Raw genomic sequence first — 19,950 nt, forward strand, 5'->3', positions numbered from 1 at the left:
ATTTTGCGCGCAGTGAAGGGGTTCCGCCGGCGGAGTTGCAGATCTTTCTTGTTCTGCCCAGCAACGAGGCTGTGCGTCAGGCGGTGGAGGCTGGTGCCGGCGCGACTATAATTTCCGAGCTCGTCATTGCGCGTTCGCTGGCGGAAGGCAGCTTGCGATCCGTGCCGGTCATTCTGCCGAAACGCGATTTCGCCATGATTACCCATCGCGACCGGCAGGCGAGCCTCGCGCAAATGGCGCTCAAGGCGCATCTCACCGGCAAGCAGAACGCGTCGTCAACGGGGAGGGGCTAGAGCAAGGAAGCGTCAGGCGAATTTGCGCCGCGCATCAAGCGCGAGCCCAAGCCCGACCGAGCCGAACATATCGCCTTCGATAACCGAGGCCTGCGGCACCAGCGAAAGGATCCGCCGCTTTGCCAGCGGGATCGCCGTCGAACCGCCGGTGAGGAACACAGCGGTGATGGCCGAAGCGGGAACGCCTGCGTCGGCAATCGTTTGCCTGACCGTCGCGGCCACCCGTTCGATATCGCCGCCGATCGTCTCTTCCAGGCCGGCGCGCGTGATCCCGGCCGCGAAGCGTACGCCGGGCAGCGACACCTTCACCTCGGCCCAGGAATGTTCTGTCAGCGCGATCTTGGCCCGTTCGACCAGGCCGGCCATCGCATGGCCGTAACGATGCTCGACAATGTGGATGAAGCGGTCGACGAGATCGGCGCGCTCGGCTTCGAAGCGGATCTGCTTCAAATCCGACATCGCCTTCGCAGTGTAAATGAGATTGATGCGCTGCCAGGTGGCGAGGTCGATGAAATAACTTGCCGGCAGATTGCGCTTGCCGTCCTTGGTCGGGGTCAGATAGCCGAGCTCGGGCATGATATGGGCGATGCTAAGCAGCCGGTCGAAATCCGTGCCGCCGATATGGATGCCGCGATTGGCCAATATGTCGCCCTTGCGGTCGTCCGAGCGGGCGCGCTCCGGCGAGACGCGCACGATCGAGAAGTCGGAGGTGCCGCCGCCCATGTCGACGATCAGCGCCAACTCTTCACGGGCGACGTTCTGTTCGTAGTCGAGCGCCGCCGCGATCGGCTCGAACTGGAAGGCGATGTGCTTGAACCCTTGTGCGCGCGCCGCCTTTTCGAGCTCGCTTTGCGCCTTGGCGTCGGCGTCGGCATCGTCATCGACGAACTGCACGGGGCGGCCGAGCACGACGCGTTCGACCGGGCCGCCGGCATCCTCTTCCAGCCGCTTCTTCAAATGGCTGATGAATAAGCCGATGATGTCGGTGAAGCCGATCAGGCGCGCCTTGATGCGCGTCTTCTCGTTGGCGAGCGAGCTGCCGAGAACGCTTTTCAGCGAGCGCATCAGCCGGCCCTCCACGCTGTCGGTGTAGTCGGCGATTGCGCGGCGGCCGAAATAGGTGTGGCCGTCCTCGAAGTTGAAGAAGACGGCGCTCGGCAAGGTGGGCTGTTCGCCCTCCAGTGCTACCAGTTGCGCCCGGCCGTGGCGGATCACGCCCACTGTGGAATTGGACGTGCCGAAATCGATGCCGCCGAATGCTGGATGCATAGCAGCCTCCTGTCATTGGTTTCGTCGCAGCGCATCGCCGGCGTCGAAAAACGCGCCGTCACCCGGTCGCCGGACCGCTCTGCCGAATTGAATGTGTGCTTGTCCCCGAGTTGGGAGGCGGCGACTTATCCCAAATCCGGGAACAGGGGAACCCTCATTCGCGCGAAAAACGTCAATCCTTGCGGAAAACGATGCGTCCGAGCCAGCCGGTGAGCATGGCAAGGGACACGGCGAACACGCCGTAGAGGAAGGAATAGTCGTGCGCGACGCGGAAGATCGACTGTTCGAAACCGGACTTGCGGATTTCGAGCTGGGCCGAGCTCTCCTTCACGAACATGCCGCTCTTGAACAGGAAGGCGCGTGCCTTATGGGTGCCGACCGGGATGTTGGGCGCGAGCCGGACGGTGGCGCGGAACAGGTTCTGCGACAGGAACTGGACGCCCCCGACATTCTCGCTGTAAAGGCCGGTCGCCGTCTTGCGCTCGCGAAGTGCCGAGGTGAATTCCTCGATCGTGATCGGGCTGTCGCTGGGCTCGGCCGGTTGCATGTAGAGGTTCGAAGCGCCGAGCGACAGCTGCTTGTAGCTGTTCGGCTCGGTGATGTCCTGCAGCGGGCGGGTCGTCGCCACCGAGTAGGATACCGGCACGTTCTCGAAAGTCTCCGATTCCAGATTGATCCAGACGCCGAGCACCCTGTCCTTGCGGCGCACGACGACGGGGCGGGCGGGACCCTCCAGCACGACGATGACATCGTAGCGTCCCTGGCGCGCGATCAGCGGATCGGGATTTTCGAGCGAGCCGAAAATGGTGAGGTCAGCGCCGGAAAACCCGGCGGTAATCGAAATGGCGTCGGTCGACAGGCCGATCTGGATGCTTTCCGTCGCCGGCGTCTGTGCCGCCGCCGGCAGTGCTGCGGCAGCGAGCGACAGGATGGCGGCTGCGAACGCTCTCAACGGCCCCATCAGGTCAGGCCCGCGAGCGAATAGCGATTGGGAGGCGTCACGAAGAGGTCGATGGCCAGACGGATGGCGACGGCCAGAACCAACAGCGCCAGAAGCGCCCGCAACTGCTCGCCCCGCAGCCGCTGGCCCGCCTTGGCGCCATATTGCGCGCCGGCAACGCCGCCCGCCATCAGCAGGAAGGCCAGGATCACGTCGACCGTCTGGTTCGTCGTGGCATGCACCAGCGTGGTGTAGGCCGAGGTGAAGATGATCTGGAACAGCGAGGTGCCGATAACGACGTTGGTCGGCACCTTGAGCAGGTAGATCAGCGCCGGCACCATGATGAAGCCGCCGCCGACGCCCATGATCGACGACAGGAAGCCGATTGCCGCGCCGAGGCCGAGCACCGGGATGATACTGACGAACAGCTTCGAGGCGCGGAAGCGCATCTTGAACGGCAGCCGGTGGATCCAGTTGTGCTGGCCGGATTTCTTCAGCACCGGCGCCGCGCCGCTGCGCGAGGCGCGCAGCGCGTTGACGCTCTCGACCAGCATCAGCCCGCCAACGGTGCCGAGCAGCGCGACGTAGAGCAGCGAAATGAAGAGGTCCAATTGGCCGAGCCGGCGCAGCAGCGCAAAGACATAGATGCCGGCGGTCGAGCCGACAATGCCGCCGGCCAGAAGCACTCCGCCGAGCTTGAAGTCGAGCGTGCCGCGCTTGAAGTGCGACAGCGCGCCGGAGAAGGAGGAGGCTATGACCTGGTTGGCCCCCGTGGCCACCGCGATCGCCGGCGGGATGTTGTAGAAGATCAGGAGCGGCGTGATCAGGAAGCCGCCGCCGACCCCGAACATGCCCGACAGGAAACCCACCGCCGCGCCCATCGCGAGCAGCACGAACACGTTGACGGAAATTTCCGCGATCGGGAGATAGATGCCCACCCGTCTGTCTCGATCAGTTTGCCTGTCGGCGAATGCCGCCGTCCCCGGCAGTTTCGCACCGAAAAGCCAATTTTTTCTTGCGCGGCGCGGCGCCGGGGTCAAACCCCGGCGCCGCGCCGAAACGAAAACCGTCTCAATCAGTTAACAGGCAAATCTGTGGCAAGCCGTCGCGGAAGCGACGCGCCTGCCGTTATTTGTGCGCAAGCAGCGCCTTGACGAGTGGCGCGTCGATCTCGCCGGTCGGCTTCATCTTGTTGTCGGTCTGAAAGGCCATGATCGCGTTCTTGGTCTTGTCGCCCATAACGCCGTCGGCGCCGCCGGCATCATAGCCGTTCTTATTGAGGATCAGCTGGATGTTCTTCACCGCCTTCTTCATGTCGATGCCGGCGGTGGTCTGCGGCGTGCTGTCCTGCCAGGATTCCGGAATGTCGGCCGAGTTGCTGGCCGCGTTGAGCGGCTTGGCCTTCCACAGGTCCGTGGCGGCGCGCGCCCGCTCGAGCTGCTCGGGCCTGAGCGCATTGGCGATCTCGTCGCGTTTGGCCGCAGCGTCCTTGTCGCCGGTCTTGGCGACGAGAGCGAACCATTTGTAGGATTCCTCCAGGTTCTGCTTCATGCCGACGCCCTTGGCCGAAAGGATGCCGAGATTGAACTGGCTGTCCTTGACGCCGAGGCCGGCCGCCTCCTGGAACCAGTGCGCCGCCGACTCATTGTCGGTCACGCCGTCCGCCGCCATCGCGAACAGAACCGCCAGATTGTGCATGGCGCTGGCGTTGCCCTGTTCCGCCGCGAGTTGGTAATAGGTCTTGGCTTTCTTGATGTCGCGCGCGACGCCGATGCCCTTCTCGTAAAAATTGCCGATGCGGTATTCGGCCGGTGCGAAGCCCAGTTCGGCGGATTTCTCATACCATTTGGCGGCCGCCGCCATGTCTTCCTTGACGCCGCGCGATTCCGCGTAGCGCGAGCCGATCTCGAACAGCGCCTTGGCGTCACCGCCTGCGGCCGCGTCGTGCAGCGCCACCGGACCGATATCGGCCGGGACATCGATCTTGGTGGCCGAACTTGCCGTCTGGCCGCCGCCCGGCGAGACGGTGCCCGTGGTATCGGCGGACGTGGTTGCCGGCGTGCCGGCCGAGGAAGCACCGGCTGCGGCGGCACCGGGCATTGCTGTGCTCGCCGGCGGCGGGCCGATGGTGGGTTGCGCGTCGCCGTCCGTGTCCATGGCAGGCCCGTTCGCAGCCGGAGAGACTGGCTCCGACGGTGTCGCCGAAGCCATCGGCGCGGGCCGGGCTGGCGCGGACGGAGTCGCCGGAGCAGGCGCCGGTTCGGCTGGCGCCGCGGCCGCGGGTATTTCGGGTGCGGATGGCTGAAAGGCGGCCTGTGGCGTTGGATCGTCCTTCGACGGCTCGGCCTGCCTGACGGCACGCGTCGGCGCGCTCTCGGGCTTCGCAGTGCCCGTGTCGGGCTTGGGTGTGATGACATCGAGCGAGGCGGTTTCGACCGATTGGGTGGAGACCATCGGCGCGACGTCGTTGCTGGCGACCGGCGCGGGGTCGGAGAAGAAGGCCTTGCCGAGCTGCAGGCCGGCCAGTGCCATCATGATCGCGGCCGCCGCCATCAGGATGGGCTTCCGCCGCGCCTTGAGCAGATCGCCGATTCTGAGCGCCTTCACCGGGCCGGTCATCGTCGACTGCCGCTTCAGCGCGTCGGCTTCCGCGGCGGCGGCCTGCGCCGCGCGGCGGGCGGCCGCGATGAAATCGGATTTGGCGGCATCTGTCTCGCTGCGCTTGGCCGGCTGACCGCCGCGCTCGTCGCGCACGCGCTTCATGATGGCGTTGAGGTCCGGCGCGCCGGAACCAGGTTCGAGCGGCCGGTTGGCGGCTCTCGGATCGAGCGGTTCGTCGATGTCGACGGTCGGAACGTCGCCGGCCGGTGCCGAGCCGGCAAGCGGCGGCGTGTCCTCGTTCTTCTTGCCCTTGAAGGCACGCGCCAGTCCGCTGAACATCGACTTCTTGCGGCCGGTGGTCTCAGCCTTCTCGCCAATTTCGTCCGATCCGAGCGCAGCCATTGCGGCGGCGGCCGCGGCCTCGGCGGGCGTGCGAGCGGCAGCTTCGCCGCGCATTACAGGTTCGCCACGCGTAACAGATTCGCCACGCGTAACAGGGTCGCTACGCGTAACAGGTTCGCCCGGTGCAGCCGGCTCGTTTCGCGAAACCGGATCGTGGCGCAGGATGGAGGCGGCGCGCGCATCGAGATCGGCGATGTCTCCGGTCAGTGGCAGCGGCTGGTCGATATCCATCGACGGCGCGTCCTGGACGGCGATCTTGCCGGTGCGGGCGGCCCGCTTGCCGCCCGGCTGCGGGTCGATCAGTTCGCTGACCGCTTCACTGGGACCTTCGGCCTCCAGCGAGCCGAGCCGGTCGACGATCTTGAGCAGCGTGTCGTGGATCGCCTCGAACGTGCGCGAATTGCGCTCGTCGGAACGGCGGGTGAGCGCTTCGAGCGTCTTCAGGTCCTGCGCGAGCCCGCTCACGGCGGCTGCGTTGGAAGCAGCCGTGCCGGAACTCGATTCGCCCAGGGACCGCACGGCGTTCTCCGCAGCCTCGCGCGCGACGGTGAGGATGGAATCGCGCGTGCCGGCCAGCGACTTCTCGATCTCGTCGAGGCGAGGGCTGATGTCCTCGAAATCGGGAAGCGGTGCGCTCGGCTTCGAAAGATGCGCCGAAAGGGCGGTCACCTGCGACTCAAGGCTGCGGATCAGTGCCGGATCAATGCCGGCGACCTGCGCGGCGGAGGATTCCAGCCGGCTGGAGATGTCCTCGAGCCGGCTTTCCAGGCCACGGATCGCCATCTCGTTGGCGGGATCGGGCGCGCGCGTCTCGATGCGCTTGGCAAGCGCGGTGAAGCGGGCGTCGATCGCCTCCATGATGCCAGCGCCGTCGTCCTGCCGCATGCGCTGGTCGAGCCTGTCGGCGACTTCGTCCAGCCGCCGCTCGAGTTCGCGGAACAGCAGGTTGCTCTGCTCGATGGCATCACCCTGGCGGCGCTCGAGGAGCGTGGACAGCGCGTCGAAGCGCTGCTCCAGGCCCTGGAAGATGTGGTCGGCGTCGGGCATCGCCGGCGCGCGGTCTATCTTGTCGGTGATCAAAGCAATCTGCTTGCCGAGACGCTCCATCGCCTGCTCCGGCAGATGGGCGCGCCCGGCGAGCTCGTCCACACGGCTGGACAGAAGGTTGAGGCGGTCGATGACCTCGGCGCCGGGACGCGACTGCGCGACCTCCTCGATCTGCTCCGCCAGCGAGGCGATCCGTTTCTCGATTCGCCCGAAGGTTTCCGGATCGAAGGCATTGGCCTGCGCGGCCACCGTCGAGGCGACGATGGCGCGCGAGATCTCGTCCAGCCGCTCGTCGATCATGGCAAGCGTCTCGCCGCCGCGCATCGTTTGCTGGCTGGCGAAACGGTCGACCGCTCCGGCGAGGGTGCGCACCTTTTCCTCCAGCGAGGCGAGCGACAGCGATTGCGGCAGGTTGTTGACCGCGCTGCTGATCTGTTCGAGGCGGTCGGTCAGCGCCGAAAGGTTGGGACCCTCGGCGCGCTGGCGCTGGTCGGCGTCGACGCGATCCTCGAAGGCGCTCCAGCGGCGATCGAAATCGTCCCAGCGGCGGTCGACGGCCTGCACGCTTTGGTCGACGGCCCGCACGCTTTCCTCGCGCGCCAGCGTGTCGAGCGCCGCCTTGACCTGCTCCAACTCCAGCCGCAGCAGGTTGACGCTGCGATCGTCGCTTTTTTCGGCAAGCGTGTGGATGGCGCCGGAAAGCCGTTCGAACTCGAGGCCGAGCTCGGCGCTGTTCTTGTCGGCGGGGGCACCATGCTGGCTCGCCGCCTGCATGGCGCGATCGATATCCTGACGCAGCGCGTCGAATTCGCGCTGCAGGCCGGCGGTCATCTGATGGCGCAACTCCTCGCGCAGTCCGCGCAATTCGACCGCGATCTTGCCAACCATCGCGACGCCATCTTCCTGTCCGCGCACCCGGTCGATGTCGCGGGCAATGGCCTGATAATTGGGGCCGAAGTCGGAAGCTGCGGCCGCCGGGTTCTGCGACCCGCGGTTTTGCGGTCCGCGATTTTGGTCCCTCTGCGTGGTGTAGGGTTCCTCGTACCAGCGGGGCGAACCATAAGGTTGCGCGGCCGCATAGCGCGGCTCGGGGGCCGGCCGCCGCGGATCGGGGCGCTCGGGCGTGTCGCTGCGCGTCCGCTCCAGCCGCTGCTCCAGCGTTTCGAGCGAGCGGCTCAGATCCTCCAGCGAGGTCTGCGACCGGCGCTGCCTACCGGCGTTGAGTGTATCGAGATAGGACCGCTTGCTGTTCATCGATGCGCCCGTGTTCAGAATGACCGGCTGAGACCGGTTTCCCAGAGTCTGCCGGGAACGAAGGCGTCCGCGCGGTTTTGCTGCGGAGGAAGACGGGCTTCCCGGGTTTCTCACCCACGCTTCGAAAACCGTGAAAAATTCGCTACAGGATAAACACGGGTGACCGACATGCGCACATTTCGCCCAACGTGGTAAACAAGGCGTTAACCAAGCTTAAGAAGTGGCGCATAATCCTGACCCGCCCGCCCCAATGGCATCCGAGTGCGGCATAAAGGAGTGTTTCCGACAACGCCCTTGCGTCAGGTGCCGGCTGTCGGTATAGAATTGACGTAAACGTAAAAGGTGCGAAGCCGTGCCTCTTGCGATTGAATTGTCGAAACCACGATTGGAAGCACGCCCCCGCTTCCACTCAGGCGACGTTTTGGTCCGTGACCGCGACGCCATCAGGGGAAAGCCAGTGACCATGAAACTTGTTTCGCCCGGCGAAGCCGCGGCCAATAGCAATCACATATCGGTCGAGACCGACGAAGAATTCGTCCGTATCGGCGAGATGGCCAAGAAGTACGGCGTGACCTTGCGCACGCTGCGATTCTACGAGGACAAGGGCCTGCTCAATCCGAAGCGCGACGGCTCGACCCGTCTCTACACGCGCCGCGACAAGGCCCGGCTGAAGCTGATCCTGCTCGGCCGCAAGGTCGGTTTCTCGCTGCGGGACGTCAAGCAGATGATGGATCTTTACGATCCGACCGGATCCAACACCAAGCAGTTGCGGCTGGCGCTCGACAAGTCCGAGAAGCAGCTTGCCCGCTTGCAGAAGCAGCGCGCGCTGATCGATGAGGCTATCAGCGACCTGAGCAATTCGATGGCGATCGTTCGCCAGATGCTGGCCGAGCGGGCCGCGCCGCAGGCAAGCGCCGCCGGCTGATCTCACGCTAACGGCATAGCCTAGGATAGAGAAAGCCGCGTGGCTGCAGCCGCGCGGCTTTTTTGTTGCCTTGGAGCGAGCGCTAATCAAAAATTTCGGGCTGCGACGAAGTTGACGTTTACGCAAACGTCAATATTTGCTATCGGGGGCATCGACATTGGCTCGGCCTCCCATCCACATCCGGATCGGAAACTTGCTGGCCGGCCGGGACCGCAAGGGTGGAGGAAGGCATGACGATCTACAGGGCGCCCGTCCAGGACACGCTGTTCGTGCTCAACGACGTGCTCGGCTACCAGCGCTATTCTAATCTTCCGGGCTTCTCGGACGCTACGCCGGACGTCGTCGAGGCGATTCTTGCCGAAGGCGCCAAGCTAGCCGAAAACGTCATGCATCCGCTGAACCGGGTCGGCGATATGGAAGGCTGCGTGCGCCATGAAGACGGTAGCGTGACCACGCCCAAGGGATTCAAGGACGCTTTCAGCCAGTATCGCGAGGGCGGCTGGATGGGCCTAGCGGCACCGGCCGAGTTCGGTGGCCAGGGTCTGCCCTATACAGTCCACACCGCGGTCTCCGAATACATGGTGTCCGCCAATATGGCGCTGATGATGTATCCCGGCCTCACGCAGGGCGCGATCGCGGCCATTGTCACCCATGGCACGGACGAGCAGAAGGCCACCTGGTTGCCCAGGCTGATCGAGGGCGCCTGGACCGGCACCATGAATCTCACCGAGCCGCATTGCGGCACCGATCTCGGCCTGCTGCGCACCAAGGCGGTGCCCAATGGCGACGGCACCTACAGGATTTCCGGCCAGAAGATATTCATCTCCGCCGGCGAGCACGACATGGCCGACAACATCGTCCATCTGGTGCTGGCCCGCGTCGAAGGGGCGCCGGAAGGCGTCAAAGGCATCTCGCTGTTCATCGTGCCGAAGTTCAAGCTCGACGACTCGGGCAATGTCAGCGCGCGCAACGCGCTCTCCTGCGGCTCGATCGAGGAGAAGATGGGCATCCACGGCAACTCGACCTGCGTCATGAACTATGACGAGGCCGAAGGCACTTTGCTCGGCGAGTTGAACGGTGGCCTGAAGGCCATGTTCACGATGATGAACGAGGCCCGCCTGGGCGTTGGTCTGCAAGGGCTCTCGGTCTCGGAGATCGCCTATCAGAACGCGGTGTCTTACGCCAAGGACCGCCTCCAGGGGCGCTCGCTGTCGGGCATCAAGGCACTGGACAAGAAGGCCGACCCGATCATCGTCCATCCCGATATCCGCCGCTCGCTGATGACCATGAAGGCGTTCAACGAGGGCGGCCGAGCGCTGGCGCTGTGGACGGCGATCAAGTCGGACGTCGCGCACCGCTCCGGTGACGAAAGGGACCGCCAGTCGGCCGACGACTACACCGGTCTGCTGACGCCGGTGGTCAAGGGCGTGCTGACTGACAAGGGCTTCGATCACGCCGTGATGGCGCAGCAGGTGTTCGGCGGCCACGGCTACATCGAAGAACACGGCATGAGCCAGTTCGTCCGCGATGCCCGCATCGCCATGATCTATGAAGGCGCCAACGGCATTCAGGCGCTTGATCTGGTCGGCCGCAAGCTGGCGCAGAATGGCGGCCGCGCCGTGCAGGCCTTCTTCAAGGAGGTCGGCGAATTCTGCGAGGAAAACCGCGCTGACGACAAGATGGCGCCCTTCACCAAGGCGCTGAAGAAGGGCCTCAACGACCTGCAGGCGGCGACCATGTGGCTGGTGCAGAATGCCATGGCCAAGCCCGACAATGCGGGCGCCGCCTCGACCGACTACATGCATCTCTTCGGCCTGGTGGCATTGGGCTACATGTGGGGCCAGATGGCCAAGGCCGCCCAAACGAAGCTCGCCGAAGGTGCCAATGGGGCCGCGTCGTTCTACGACAACAAGCTGGTGACGGCGCGCTTCTTCATGGAGCGGATCATGCCGGAGAGCGCGACGCGCCTCGCCCGCATTTCCAGTGGCGCGGATACGCTAATGGCGCTGCCGGCGGAAGCGTTCTAGAAATGCTCGGCGTCCGCCTCCCCTTGAGGGGAGGGTGGCCCGAAGGGCCGGGAGGGGTCGCCCGCGACGAACTCGACGCCAATTCTGGCGACGCACCCTGGGAGAAGGACTAACACAATGCCCCGCACGCGGGTCAGTTTCGAGATGCGACAGAAAGCGTGCTCGCTTCGTCTGCACACGGCGAAGGCCGAGTCCCTGCTGTGGTACGAATTGCGCGAGCTGACGGCTGATGGCCTGAAGTTCAGGCGGCAATCGCCGATCGGCCCGTACATTGTCGATTTCGTCTGCCCGAAGGTCAAACTGATCGTCGAGGTCGACGGCGACCTGCACGAAACCGAAGCTGGCAGACGTCATGATGTGAACCGCGACGCCTGTTTGCCGTCACTCGGGTATGTCGTTGTCAGGATTGATGAGCCTGATGTCATTAACAGTGCATGGCATGTGGCGCAGTTTGTTAAGGACAAGGCCGAGCACCTCATCGGCGACCCCTCCCGGCCGCTTCGCGGCCACCCTCCCCTTAAGGGGGAGGGGGACGCCGGCGCAGTGGAGGAAACAGCATGACAAATCCAGCCGAAGTTCTTGGCCTGCCGAAGCCCGCCTGGGCGGCGGACGAAGTCGGCATGCTCTACGAGATGGCGAGCCGCTTCATGTCGGAGGAGATCGCGCCGCGCTACGAAGAGTTCGAGAAGAACGAGATTTTCGACCGCGAGAGCTGGCTGAAGGCGGGCGCCGCCGGCCTGCTCTGCGCCTCTATGCCGGAGAAATATGGCGGCTCCGGCGGCACCTTCGCGCATGAGAGCGCCATCATCGAGGCTATCGGCCACGTCGGGGTCGACGGCTTCGGCATCGGCCTGCACAACTCGATCGTCGCGCCATACATCCTGCATTACGGCTCCGAGGAGCAGAAAGAAAAATGGCTGCCGAAACTGGCGACCGGGGAGCTGATCGGCGCCATCGCTATGACCGAGCCCGGCGCCGGCTCCGACCTTCAGGGCGTCAAGACCCGTGCCGAGAAGGACGGCAATCACTACAAAATCAACGGCTCCAAGACCTTCATCACCAACGGCCAGCTTGCCAACCTGATCATCGTTGTCACCAAGACCGATCCGGACAAGGGCGCCAAGGGCACCTCGCTGATCGTCGTCGAGACCGACGAGGTCGAGGGCTTCGAACGCGGTCGCAACCTCGACAAAATAGGGCTCAAGGCCAACGACACCTCCGAGCTGTTCTTCAACGACGTGCGCGTGCCGACCTCCAACCTGCTCGGCCATGAGGAAGGCAAGGGCTTCGTCCAGCTGATGCAGCAATTGCCGCAGGAGCGGCTGCAGATCGGCACCGGCGCGATCGCCATGATCGAGCGGGCGCTGGCGCTTACCATCGACTACGTCAAGGAGCGCAAGGCCTTCGGCAAGGCGATCATCGATTTCCAGAACACCCAGTTCAAGCTGGCCGAGCTGAAGACCGAGGCCACGATCGGCCGCGTCTTCTACAACGACTGCGTCGCCCGCCACATCGACGGCGGCCTCGACCCGTTCACCGCCTCTATGGCCAAATACTGGCTGTCCGACCTGCAGGGCAAAGTCGTCGACGAATGCCTTCAACTGCATGGCGGCTATGGCTACATGAACGAATATCCGATCGCCCGCATGTTCCGCGACGCCCGCGTCCAGCGCATCTACGGCGGCACCAACGAGATCATGAAATTGCTGATCGGGCGCTCTCTGTGAGCGCAGCGACCGGCAAATCCAAGGAGCACGAAAATGGCCGAAGCTTATGTCTATGACGCCGTGCGCACGCCGCGCGGCCGAGGCAAGAAGGATGGCTCGCTGCACGAGGTGCCGGCGGTGCGGCTCGCGGCAAAGACGCTTGAGGCGCTGCGTGACCGCAACGCGCTCGACACCGGCACGGTCGACGACATCATCTTCGGCTGCGTCGATCCGGTCGGCGAAGCGGGCTCGGTCATTCCGCGCGCCGCCGCCTTCGAGGCCGGCTACGACACCAGGGCGCCCGGCATGCAGATATCGCGCTTCTGCGCTTCCGGACTCGATGCCATCAATTTCGGCGCGGCCAAGATCGCGCAAGGCGCGGACGAGATCGTCATTGCCGGGGGCGTAGAATCCATGTCACGTGTCGGCATGGGCATGTCCGGCGGCGCCTGGTTCATGGACCCCTCCGTCGGCCTTCCCGGCTGGTTCGTGCCGCAGGGCATCTCGGCCGACCTGATCGCGACGAAATACGGGTTCAGCCGCGACGACGTCGACGCTTACGCCGTCGAGAGCCAGAAGCGCGCCGCCAAGGCGTGGGACGACGGCCGCTTCAAGAATTCGGTGGTCCCGATCAAGGACCAGAACGGCCTCACCATCCTCGACCGTGACGAGCACATGCGGCCTTCGACCGACATGCAGTCGCTCGCCTCGCTCAATCCGTCCTTCGTCATGCCGGGCGAGATGGGCGGGTTCGATGCGGTGGCCGTGCAGAAGCATCCGGAAGTCGAGGAAGTGAACCACGTCCACCATGCCGGCAACTCGTCCGGCATCGTGGACGGCGCCGCTGCTGTACTGCTCGGCTCCAAGAAGGCCGGCAAGGCCATGGGCCTGAAGCCCCGCGCGCGCATCCGCTCGTTCGCCAATATCGGTTCCGAGCCGGTGCTGATGCTGACCGGCCCGGTCGACGTCACCGAAAAGCTCTTGAAGCGTGCCAAAATGAAGCTGTCGGACATCGACCTCTTCGAGCTCAACGAGGCCTTCGCTTCCGTTGTGCTGCGCTACATGCAGGCCTTCAACATCCCGCATGACCAGATCAACGTCAATGGCGGCGCGATCGCCATGGGCCATCCGCTCGGCGCCACCGGCGCGATGATCTTCGGCACGGTGCTGGACGAGCTGGAGCGCCGGGACCTGAACACCGCGCTGGTCACGCTCTGCATCGGCGCCGGCATGGGCACTGCCACCATCATCGAACGCGTCTGACGGGGAGAGAAAAGATGAGCTACACCAATTTCACCCTCGACATGGACGCCGATGGGATCGCGCTGGTCACCTGGGACATGCCGGGCCGCTCGATGAACGTCTTCACCGAAGAGGCGATGCGCGAGCTCAACGCCATCGTCGATCGTGTGGCGGGCGACGCCGCCATCAAAGGCGCGGTCATCACCTCCGGCAAGGACAGCTTCTCCGGCGGTGCCGACATCACCATGCTGCAGAAGATGCTCGCCACCTTCGCCGTCGAAAAGGAAAACGACCTCGAAAAGGCGACCAAGGCGCTGTTCGACAATGCCGGTTACATGACCGGTCTGTTCCGCAAGATCGAGACCTGCGGCAAGCCGTGGGTGTCGGCGATCAACGGCACCTGCATGGGCGGCGCCTTCGAGATGTCGCTCGCCTGCCACGGCCGCGTCGCGGCCGATTCCGACAAGGTGAAGATGGCGCTTCCCGAGGTGAAGATCGGCATCTTCCCGGGCGCCGGCGGCACCCAGCGCGTGCCGCGGCTGACCGATCAGCAGCAGGCGCTGCAGATGCTGACCAGCGGCCAGAATCTGACGCCGCAAAAGGCGAAGTCGATGGGCCTGATCCACGAGATCGCCGAGCCGAAGAAGCTTGTCGAGACCGCCAAGGCGATGATCAAAAACGGCCTGAAGCCGGTGGCGCCATGGGACGAAAAGGGTTTCAAGCTGCCCGGCGGTCCGATCTATTCGGCGGCCGGCGCCAATCTCTGGCCGCCGGCCATCGCCATCCTGCGCCGCGAGACCTTTGGCAACTATCCGGCGGCCGCCGCGATCCTGAAATGCGTCTATGAGGGCCTGCTGGTGCCCTTCGACACCGGGCTCCGGATCGAGCAGCGCTACTTCACCGAGATCATGCAGACCAAGGAAGCGGCGGCGATGATCCGCTCGCTTTTCGTGTCGCTGCAGGAACTGAACAAGGGCGCGCGCCGCCCGACCGGCGTGCCGGACAGCAAGTTCAAGAAGATCGGCATACTCGGCGCCGGCTTCATGGGCGCCGGCATTGCCTATGTCACGGCCAGGGCCGGCATTCCGGTCGTGCTGCTCGACCGCGACATGGAGTCGGCCGAGAAGGGCAAGGCGCATTCCGACGGCCTGATTTCGGACCAGGTGAAGAAGGGCCGCGCCAAGCCCGAAGAGAAAGACAAGTTGCTGTCGCTGATCACGCCGACGGCCGACTATGCCGACCTTGCCGGCTGCGATCTTGTCGTCGAGGCGGTGTTTGAGGATTCAGGCGTGAAGAAGCTCGCCACCGAGAAGGCGGAAGCGGCGCTGAAGTCCTCGGCGATCTTTGCCTCGAACACTTCGACCATCCCGATCACCTCGCTGGCGAAGAACTCGGCGCGGCCGAAAAACTTCATCGGCATCCACTTCTTCTCGCCCGTCGACAAGATGATGCTGGTCGAGATCATCCTCGGCAAGAAGACCGGCGACAAGGCGCTCGCCGTCGCGATCGACTTCGTACGCGCCATCAAGAAGACGCCGATCGTCGTTAACGACACGCGCGGCTTCTACGTCAATCGCTGCGTGCTGCGCTATATGTCGGAAGCCTACAAGATGCTTATCGAAGGCGTCCCTGCGGCGATGATCGAGAACGCCGCCAAGGCCGCCGGCATGCCGGTCGGCCCGCTGGCGCTGACCGACGAGACGGCGATCGACCTTGCCCAGAAGATCATGAAGCAGACCATCAAGGATCTAGGCGAGAAAGCCGTCGACCCGAAGCAGATGGCGCTGATCAACACCATGGTCGACACGCATGGCCGCTTCGGCCGCAAGAACGGCAAGGGCTTCTACGACTATCCTGCCAAGCCGGCGAAGAAGAAGCTGTGGCCGGGTCTCAAGGATCTCTATCCGCAGCTGAAGCCCGAGAAGGTCGACTACGAGGAGCTCAAAGAGCGCCTGCTGGTCACCATCGCCCTGGAGGCGGTGCGCGTCATGGAGGAGGGCATCGTCACCGATCCGCGCGAGGCGGACGTCGGCTCGATCCTCGCCTTCGGCTTCGCGCCGTTCACCGGCGGCGCGCTCTCCTACATCGACGGCATCGGCGCCAAGCGTTTCGTCAAGATCGCCAAGGGCCTGCAGAAGAAATACGGGGCCGAGTTCAAGGCGCCCAAGCTTTTGCTCGACATGGCCGAGAAGGGCGAGACTTTCTACCAGCGCTTCGACCCTTACCAGAAGGGCGAGGTCAAGAAGGCCGCCTGACGAACTCCGATGTATGTTTGGGGGCGCCTCGCGCGCATGATGGCCACGGCGCGTAGCCGTGGCCCTTATCAAATCGGCGATCAGAGCCGGCTGGTCTTTCGCTGCCTGCCGACCGACATCGATTTCAACAGCCATCTCAACAATGCCCGTTACATGATGCTGGCCGATCTTGGCCGTATCGATGTTTTTCTTCGCGTCGGTCTTGTCGCGCTCGCGCGGCGGAACGGCTGGGCGCCGATGATCGGCGGGCTGCAATCGGCCTATGTGCGCGAGATCAGGCTGTGGAGCCGCTTCGAGGTGGTGTCGTCGATCGAGACCTGGGAAGGCACTTCGGTGATCGGCAAGCACCGCTTCGTCCTCGACAATGGGGAGACGGCGGCGCTGATCCTGACCACCGGCGGCGTCTATGACCGGCGCGGTGGCCGCTTTCTCGAAATTGAGGAGGTCGTCGCGGCGCTCGGCAATTCGGCGGAACCGCGCCCGCCGACCGAGCCTGAGCGGGCATTCATGATCTCGCACCGGAACCTGCGCGAAGAGGCCAAGCGGGCCTGATCGAGCAAGCGTTCAATGTTCGGCCCGGAAGGTTTTGCCCAGATCGACCGCGTCGCCAAAATAGTGCCGGAACACATAGAACAGCGGATTCCATCGCGCAGTGTCGATGTGGTTCGTTCCCGGCATGCTGCTGTGCGCATGTACTCGCTGCACGTCTACCTCCATGATGAGGTGCGTCGAGGATGCGCCTTGCTGCTTCGCGCTGCGATGGCAGGTCAGCAGGCGTGTTTCGAACTGCAGGGGACATTCTGCGATGCGCGGCGTCAGGATCAATTCGCTGGGCTGGATCGCAAAACCGCCTAAAGCGAACTTGTCGGCCTCATGAACGAACCCCAATTCGGCCTTATGGGGTGGAACGGATTCGCACCCGTGGTGCGCGCGATCCGTTCGACATTCGCCCAGAGGCTGGCCGCGGGAAAATTGAGGGTGCATTCGCCATCCCGCAGAAGATTGATGGCGCCCTGGGCCGCCGAACTCAAGCCGAGGACCACGCATGAACCCAAGGCCCACGCGGCCGTCATCGTTTCGGGTAACCATCAGGACGACAGGCGTCCCAAAATACAGAACGGATGGGGCGATGGATTGGTGGTTCGGCAACATGAGCAGTCCTTCGTAATTCGAGGACCGCACCCTACCAAGCTTGCGCACCGAGACGTTTCGGCCGGGGTCGAACGATGCATCGCGCACGCGGCGACATGGTCGGTGCCGGCGCCCGGCTCAGGATCGAGCCCGTCAATCTTGCGGAAGCGGCGACTTTCTCTGCAATCCGCTGTTCGCGCCGGTGGACAATTGAATGGTCGCGCGTTAGACAGCAGTGAGGCATTTTTTCCTGTTTTTCGAAGGAGAGCGGACTTGCTCTCACACGATCGCGTCTGGGCCGCAATCGATGCTCTTGCCGAACGCTATTCGCTCTCGGCTTCCGGTCTCGCCCGCCGCGCGGGCCTCGATTCGACCGCCTTCAACAAATCCAAGCGCCTGTCCTCCGACGGCCGGCCGCGCTGGCCTTCGACCGAATCGCTGGCCAAGATCATCGAGGCCACCGGCGCCTCGCTGGAAGAATTCACCGTGCTGGTTGAGGGTCACGGTGCCTCCGCCGCGCCGCCGCCGCGTATGGCCGTGCCGCTGCTTGGCTTCGCCCAGGCCGGTGCCGGCGGTTTCTTCGACGATGCCGGCTATCCCTCAGGGCAGGGCTGGGATCTGGTCGAGCTTCCGGCGCGGGCGGCGGAAACCTCCTATGCGCTGAAGGTCCAGGGCGATTCCATGCTGCCGCTCTACCGCAATGGCGACGTGCTGATCGTCGAGCCGGGCGCGCCGACGCGCAAGGGCGACCGCGTCGTCGTCAAGACCACCGCCGGCGAGGTGATGGCCAAGGTGCTCGACCGGCAGACCGCGAAGTCGGTTGTGCTGGTCTCGCTCAACCCCGCTCACCCGGACCGCGATATCCCGATGAGCGAGGTCGAGTGGGTGGCGCGGATCGTCTGGGCAAGCCAGTAGGTCCGGGCTGGTGCGGGTCCTCCATCTTGCCCTGGCGCTTGTGGCGGTTCCGGCAATGGCGGCGCTGGTCGTCGCCGGAGGCCACTCGCTGAAGGGCAGCGAAAGCGTCGTCGCGGTCGATCAGATCGATCCGGCCAGTGCACTTCCGGGGCAAGACGCCGATGTGGCGCCTCGGGAATCGATAACTGCGGAACCGGCGACGTCCGCCATTCTGGCGCCTGCCGCGCCGCAGCCGCCGAAGCCGGTGGCGCATTCGCGGGCGATCGATCCCGACGTGGTGGCGCCACCCGAAGTGCCTGCCGAGGAACTGGAACGGGTCGAGCCGCGCGCGCCGCTCAGCGATCTGGCGCTGGCCGGTCCGCCCAGGCCGCGGAAAACGAAACTGCCGGATGGCGAGGAGGGCACCAAGTTGCTCCAGCCCGTCGCCACCGCCGCCGGCCTGATCAAGGCCAAGGATTATTCCATCGCCGTGTCGGGCATCGACATCGTCAAAGAGGACGAGACCTGCAGCGACGAAGGCAAGTCATGGGACTGCGGGGTTCGCGCCAGGACGGCATTCCGCGCTTTCCTGCGTGGCCGGACCCTGGTCTGCTCAGTGCCGCCGCAAGACGGGCAGAAGGCCATCGCGGTCAAGTGCTGGGTCGGCAACAAGGATGTCGGTCTGTGGCTGGTGGAAAACGGCTGGGCCCGCGCGGCGCCAGGCGGCCCCTATGTCGAGGCGGGCGACAAGGCGCGCGCGGCGAGGAAAGGCATTTTCGGCGCCGCTCCGAATCTCGGCGGCCTGCCGGCATTGCCGGCCGCCACCGGCCCGGCGCCCGCCGCGCCGAGTTCCATCCTGCCGGCGGAAGATGGCGACGTTACGCAGCCAGCTGACCAGCCAGAGCCCGCTCAATGAGCGCGCGCGTCTCCGTAATGCCGTAGAGCGCCGCGAAAGAGCCGAAACGCGGCCCCCGTTCCTGTCCGATCAGCACCTGATAGATCATCTGGAAGAAGGCGACCGACACGCCGGGTCCGCCTTCCGGGCTCTGCTTGGAATGGTCCTGATAGCGCTCGATCCGCCGCGCGACGTTGAGCGCCGCGTTCTGGATCGCCTCGCCGTCCGCGCTCTGCGGCAGCTCGCCGAGCGCTTCCGAAAGCTTCGCCAGCGCCTCGCGCTCCACCTCGTCGGCGGCGCGATAGACCTTGGTCGGCTTCACGAAGTCGTCGAAATAGCGGATGGCATACCCGGTCAGCCGGTCGAGCTCGGGGTGCGTCTGCGGCGTCACCCCGGACGCATGGCGCGAGATGAAACCCCACAGCACCGCCTTGTCATGCGCGTTGGAGGCGCTGACCAGATTGAGCAGCAGCGCGAAGGGGACCGGCAGGTCGATGGCCGGCGGATTGCCGTCATGCATGTGCCAGACCGGGTTGCCGAGCCGCTCCTTCCACTCCTGGCGCGGATAGGCGGACAGGAAGGCGTAATATTCGTCGACCGCCTTCGGGATAACGTCGAAATAAAGCTTCTTGGCCTGCCGCGGCCGCTGGTACATGTAGAGGCCGAGGCTCTCGGTGGGCGCATAGGTCAGCCATTCGTCGATGGTGAGCCCATTGCCCTTCGACTTCGAGATCTTCTGGCCGTTCTCGTCGAGGAATAGTTCGTAGACGAAATGCTCCGGCGCGCGGCCGCCGAGGATGTTGCAGATGCGGTCGTAGATTGCCGCGTTGGTCTGGTGGTCCTTGCCGAACATTTCGAAATCGACGCCGAGCGCTGCCCAGCGCATGCCGAAATCCGGCTTCCACTGCAGCTTCACATGGCCGCCGGTGACCGGCAGCGTGGTCTCGCTGCCTTCGTCGTCGAAGGTGATGGTGCCGGCCTTGGCGTCGACATGCTTCATCGGCACGTAGAGCACGCGGCCGCTTTTCGGCGAGATCGGCAGGAATGGGCTGTAGGTCGCCTGGCGCTC

The 19,950-nt window shown here is 64.7% G+C and carries 16 protein-coding genes; 10 read left to right on the forward strand and 6 right to left on the reverse strand.

The genetic code is table 11. The annotated features are described in order from the left end of the window. Nucleotides 1–293 (forward strand): LysR substrate-binding domain-containing protein (locus EOA79_RS17320; RefSeq protein WP_245489892.1); only part of this gene is annotated, 293 nt, incomplete at its 5' end. Between the two features lie 12 nt (nt 294–305). Here EOA79_RS17320 and EOA79_RS17325 read toward each other — a convergent pair. From EOA79_RS17325 to EOA79_RS17340, 4 genes are all read right to left on the reverse strand, one after another. Continuing rightward, on the reverse strand, nt 306–1,562 hold the full coding sequence (locus tag EOA79_RS17325) for an Hsp70 family protein (RefSeq protein WP_095826490.1): 1,257 nt from the start codon (nt 1,560–1,562) through the stop codon (nt 306–308). A 172-nt stretch (nt 1,563–1,734) separates the two neighbouring features. Then, nucleotides 1,735–2,523, reverse strand: a complete 789-nt coding sequence (locus EOA79_RS17330) for a TIGR02186 family protein (RefSeq protein ID WP_067322676.1) — start codon at nt 2,521–2,523, stop codon at nt 1,735–1,737. Beyond that, nucleotides 2,523–3,440: a sulfite exporter TauE/SafE family protein gene (locus EOA79_RS17335; RefSeq protein ID WP_066996707.1), complete on the reverse strand. Its 918-nt coding sequence runs from the start codon at nt 3,438–3,440 to the stop codon at nt 2,523–2,525. The genes EOA79_RS17330 and EOA79_RS17335 overlap by 1 nt, the downstream gene beginning before the upstream one ends. Nucleotides 3,441–3,630: 190 nt before the next feature. Further along, the gene (locus EOA79_RS17340; RefSeq protein WP_095826071.1) at nt 3,631–7,806 is read right to left on the reverse strand and encodes a peptidoglycan-binding protein; all 4,176 of its coding nucleotides are present in this window, start codon (nt 7,804–7,806) and stop codon (nt 3,631–3,633) included. Between the two features lie 463 nt (nt 7,807–8,269). Here EOA79_RS17340 and EOA79_RS17345 point away from each other — a divergent pair, with 463 nt between their 5' ends. The 7 genes from EOA79_RS17345 (at nt 8,270) to EOA79_RS17375 (ending at nt 16,513) form a co-directional block, all read left to right on the forward strand. Beyond that, nucleotides 8,270–8,731 (forward strand): MerR family DNA-binding transcriptional regulator, encoded by a 462-nt coding sequence (locus EOA79_RS17345; protein WP_082980529.1) that lies wholly within the window; start codon nt 8,270–8,272, stop codon nt 8,729–8,731. Nucleotides 8,732–8,961: 230 nt separating this feature from the next. Beyond that, nucleotides 8,962–10,758 carry an acyl-CoA dehydrogenase gene (locus EOA79_RS17350; RefSeq protein ID WP_095826083.1) on the forward strand — a complete coding sequence of 599 codons (1,797 nt, stop codon included), beginning with the start codon at nt 8,962–8,964 and terminating at the stop codon, nt 10,756–10,758. 117 nt (nt 10,759–10,875) lie between these two features. Further along, nucleotides 10,876–11,319, forward strand: a complete 444-nt coding sequence (locus EOA79_RS17355; protein WP_095826070.1) for an endonuclease domain-containing protein — start codon at nt 10,876–10,878, stop codon at nt 11,317–11,319. Further along, entirely contained in the window at nt 11,316–12,485 is a 1,170-nt protein-coding gene (locus EOA79_RS17360) for an acyl-CoA dehydrogenase family protein (protein ID WP_095826069.1), read from the forward strand. The genes EOA79_RS17355 and EOA79_RS17360 overlap by 4 nt, the downstream gene beginning before the upstream one ends. 33 nt (nt 12,486–12,518) lie before the next feature. Beyond that, nucleotides 12,519–13,727 (forward strand): acetyl-CoA C-acetyltransferase, encoded by a 1,209-nt coding sequence (locus tag EOA79_RS17365; protein ID WP_128293121.1) that lies wholly within the window; start codon nt 12,519–12,521, stop codon nt 13,725–13,727. A 14-nt stretch (nt 13,728–13,741) separates the two neighbouring features. Further along, complete coding sequence (locus EOA79_RS17370) at nt 13,742–15,961, forward strand: 3-hydroxyacyl-CoA dehydrogenase NAD-binding domain-containing protein (RefSeq protein WP_095826068.1); 2,220 nt, start codon at nt 13,742–13,744, stop codon at nt 15,959–15,961. 9 nt (nt 15,962–15,970) lie between these two features. Further along, nucleotides 15,971–16,513 (forward strand): thioesterase family protein, encoded by a 543-nt coding sequence (locus EOA79_RS17375; RefSeq protein ID WP_095826067.1) that lies wholly within the window; start codon nt 15,971–15,973, stop codon nt 16,511–16,513. Nucleotides 16,514–16,525: 12 nt separating this feature from the next. On the opposite strand, the gene EOA79_RS33615 is transcribed toward EOA79_RS17375, so the two are convergent. After that, on the reverse strand, nt 16,526–16,849 hold the full coding sequence (locus EOA79_RS33615; RefSeq protein WP_206522096.1) for a hypothetical protein: 324 nt from the start codon (nt 16,847–16,849) through the stop codon (nt 16,526–16,528). A gap of 516 nt (nt 16,850–17,365) precedes the next feature. On the opposite strand from EOA79_RS33615, the gene EOA79_RS17385 reads away from it, so the two are divergent. After that, a complete protein-coding gene (locus tag EOA79_RS17385; protein WP_067322695.1) occupies nt 17,366–18,007 on the forward strand; it encodes a helix-turn-helix transcriptional regulator in 642 nt (213 codons plus the stop codon). Between the two features lie 10 nt (nt 18,008–18,017). Beyond that, nucleotides 18,018–18,902 carry a thermonuclease family protein gene (locus EOA79_RS17390; RefSeq protein WP_245307476.1) on the forward strand — a complete coding sequence of 295 codons (885 nt, stop codon included), beginning with the start codon at nt 18,018–18,020 and terminating at the stop codon, nt 18,900–18,902. Here EOA79_RS17390 and EOA79_RS17395 read toward each other — a convergent pair. Further along, nucleotides 18,865–19,950 (reverse strand): lysine--tRNA ligase (locus EOA79_RS17395; RefSeq protein WP_164893874.1); only part of this gene is annotated, 1,086 nt, incomplete at its 5' end. The genes EOA79_RS17390 and EOA79_RS17395 overlap by 38 nt on opposite strands.

The sequence above is a fragment of the Mesorhizobium sp. M1A.F.Ca.IN.020.03.2.1 genome (genome assembly GCF_004023205.1).
In the GTDB taxonomy this organism is placed as follows: domain Bacteria; phylum Pseudomonadota; class Alphaproteobacteria; order Rhizobiales; family Rhizobiaceae; genus Mesorhizobium.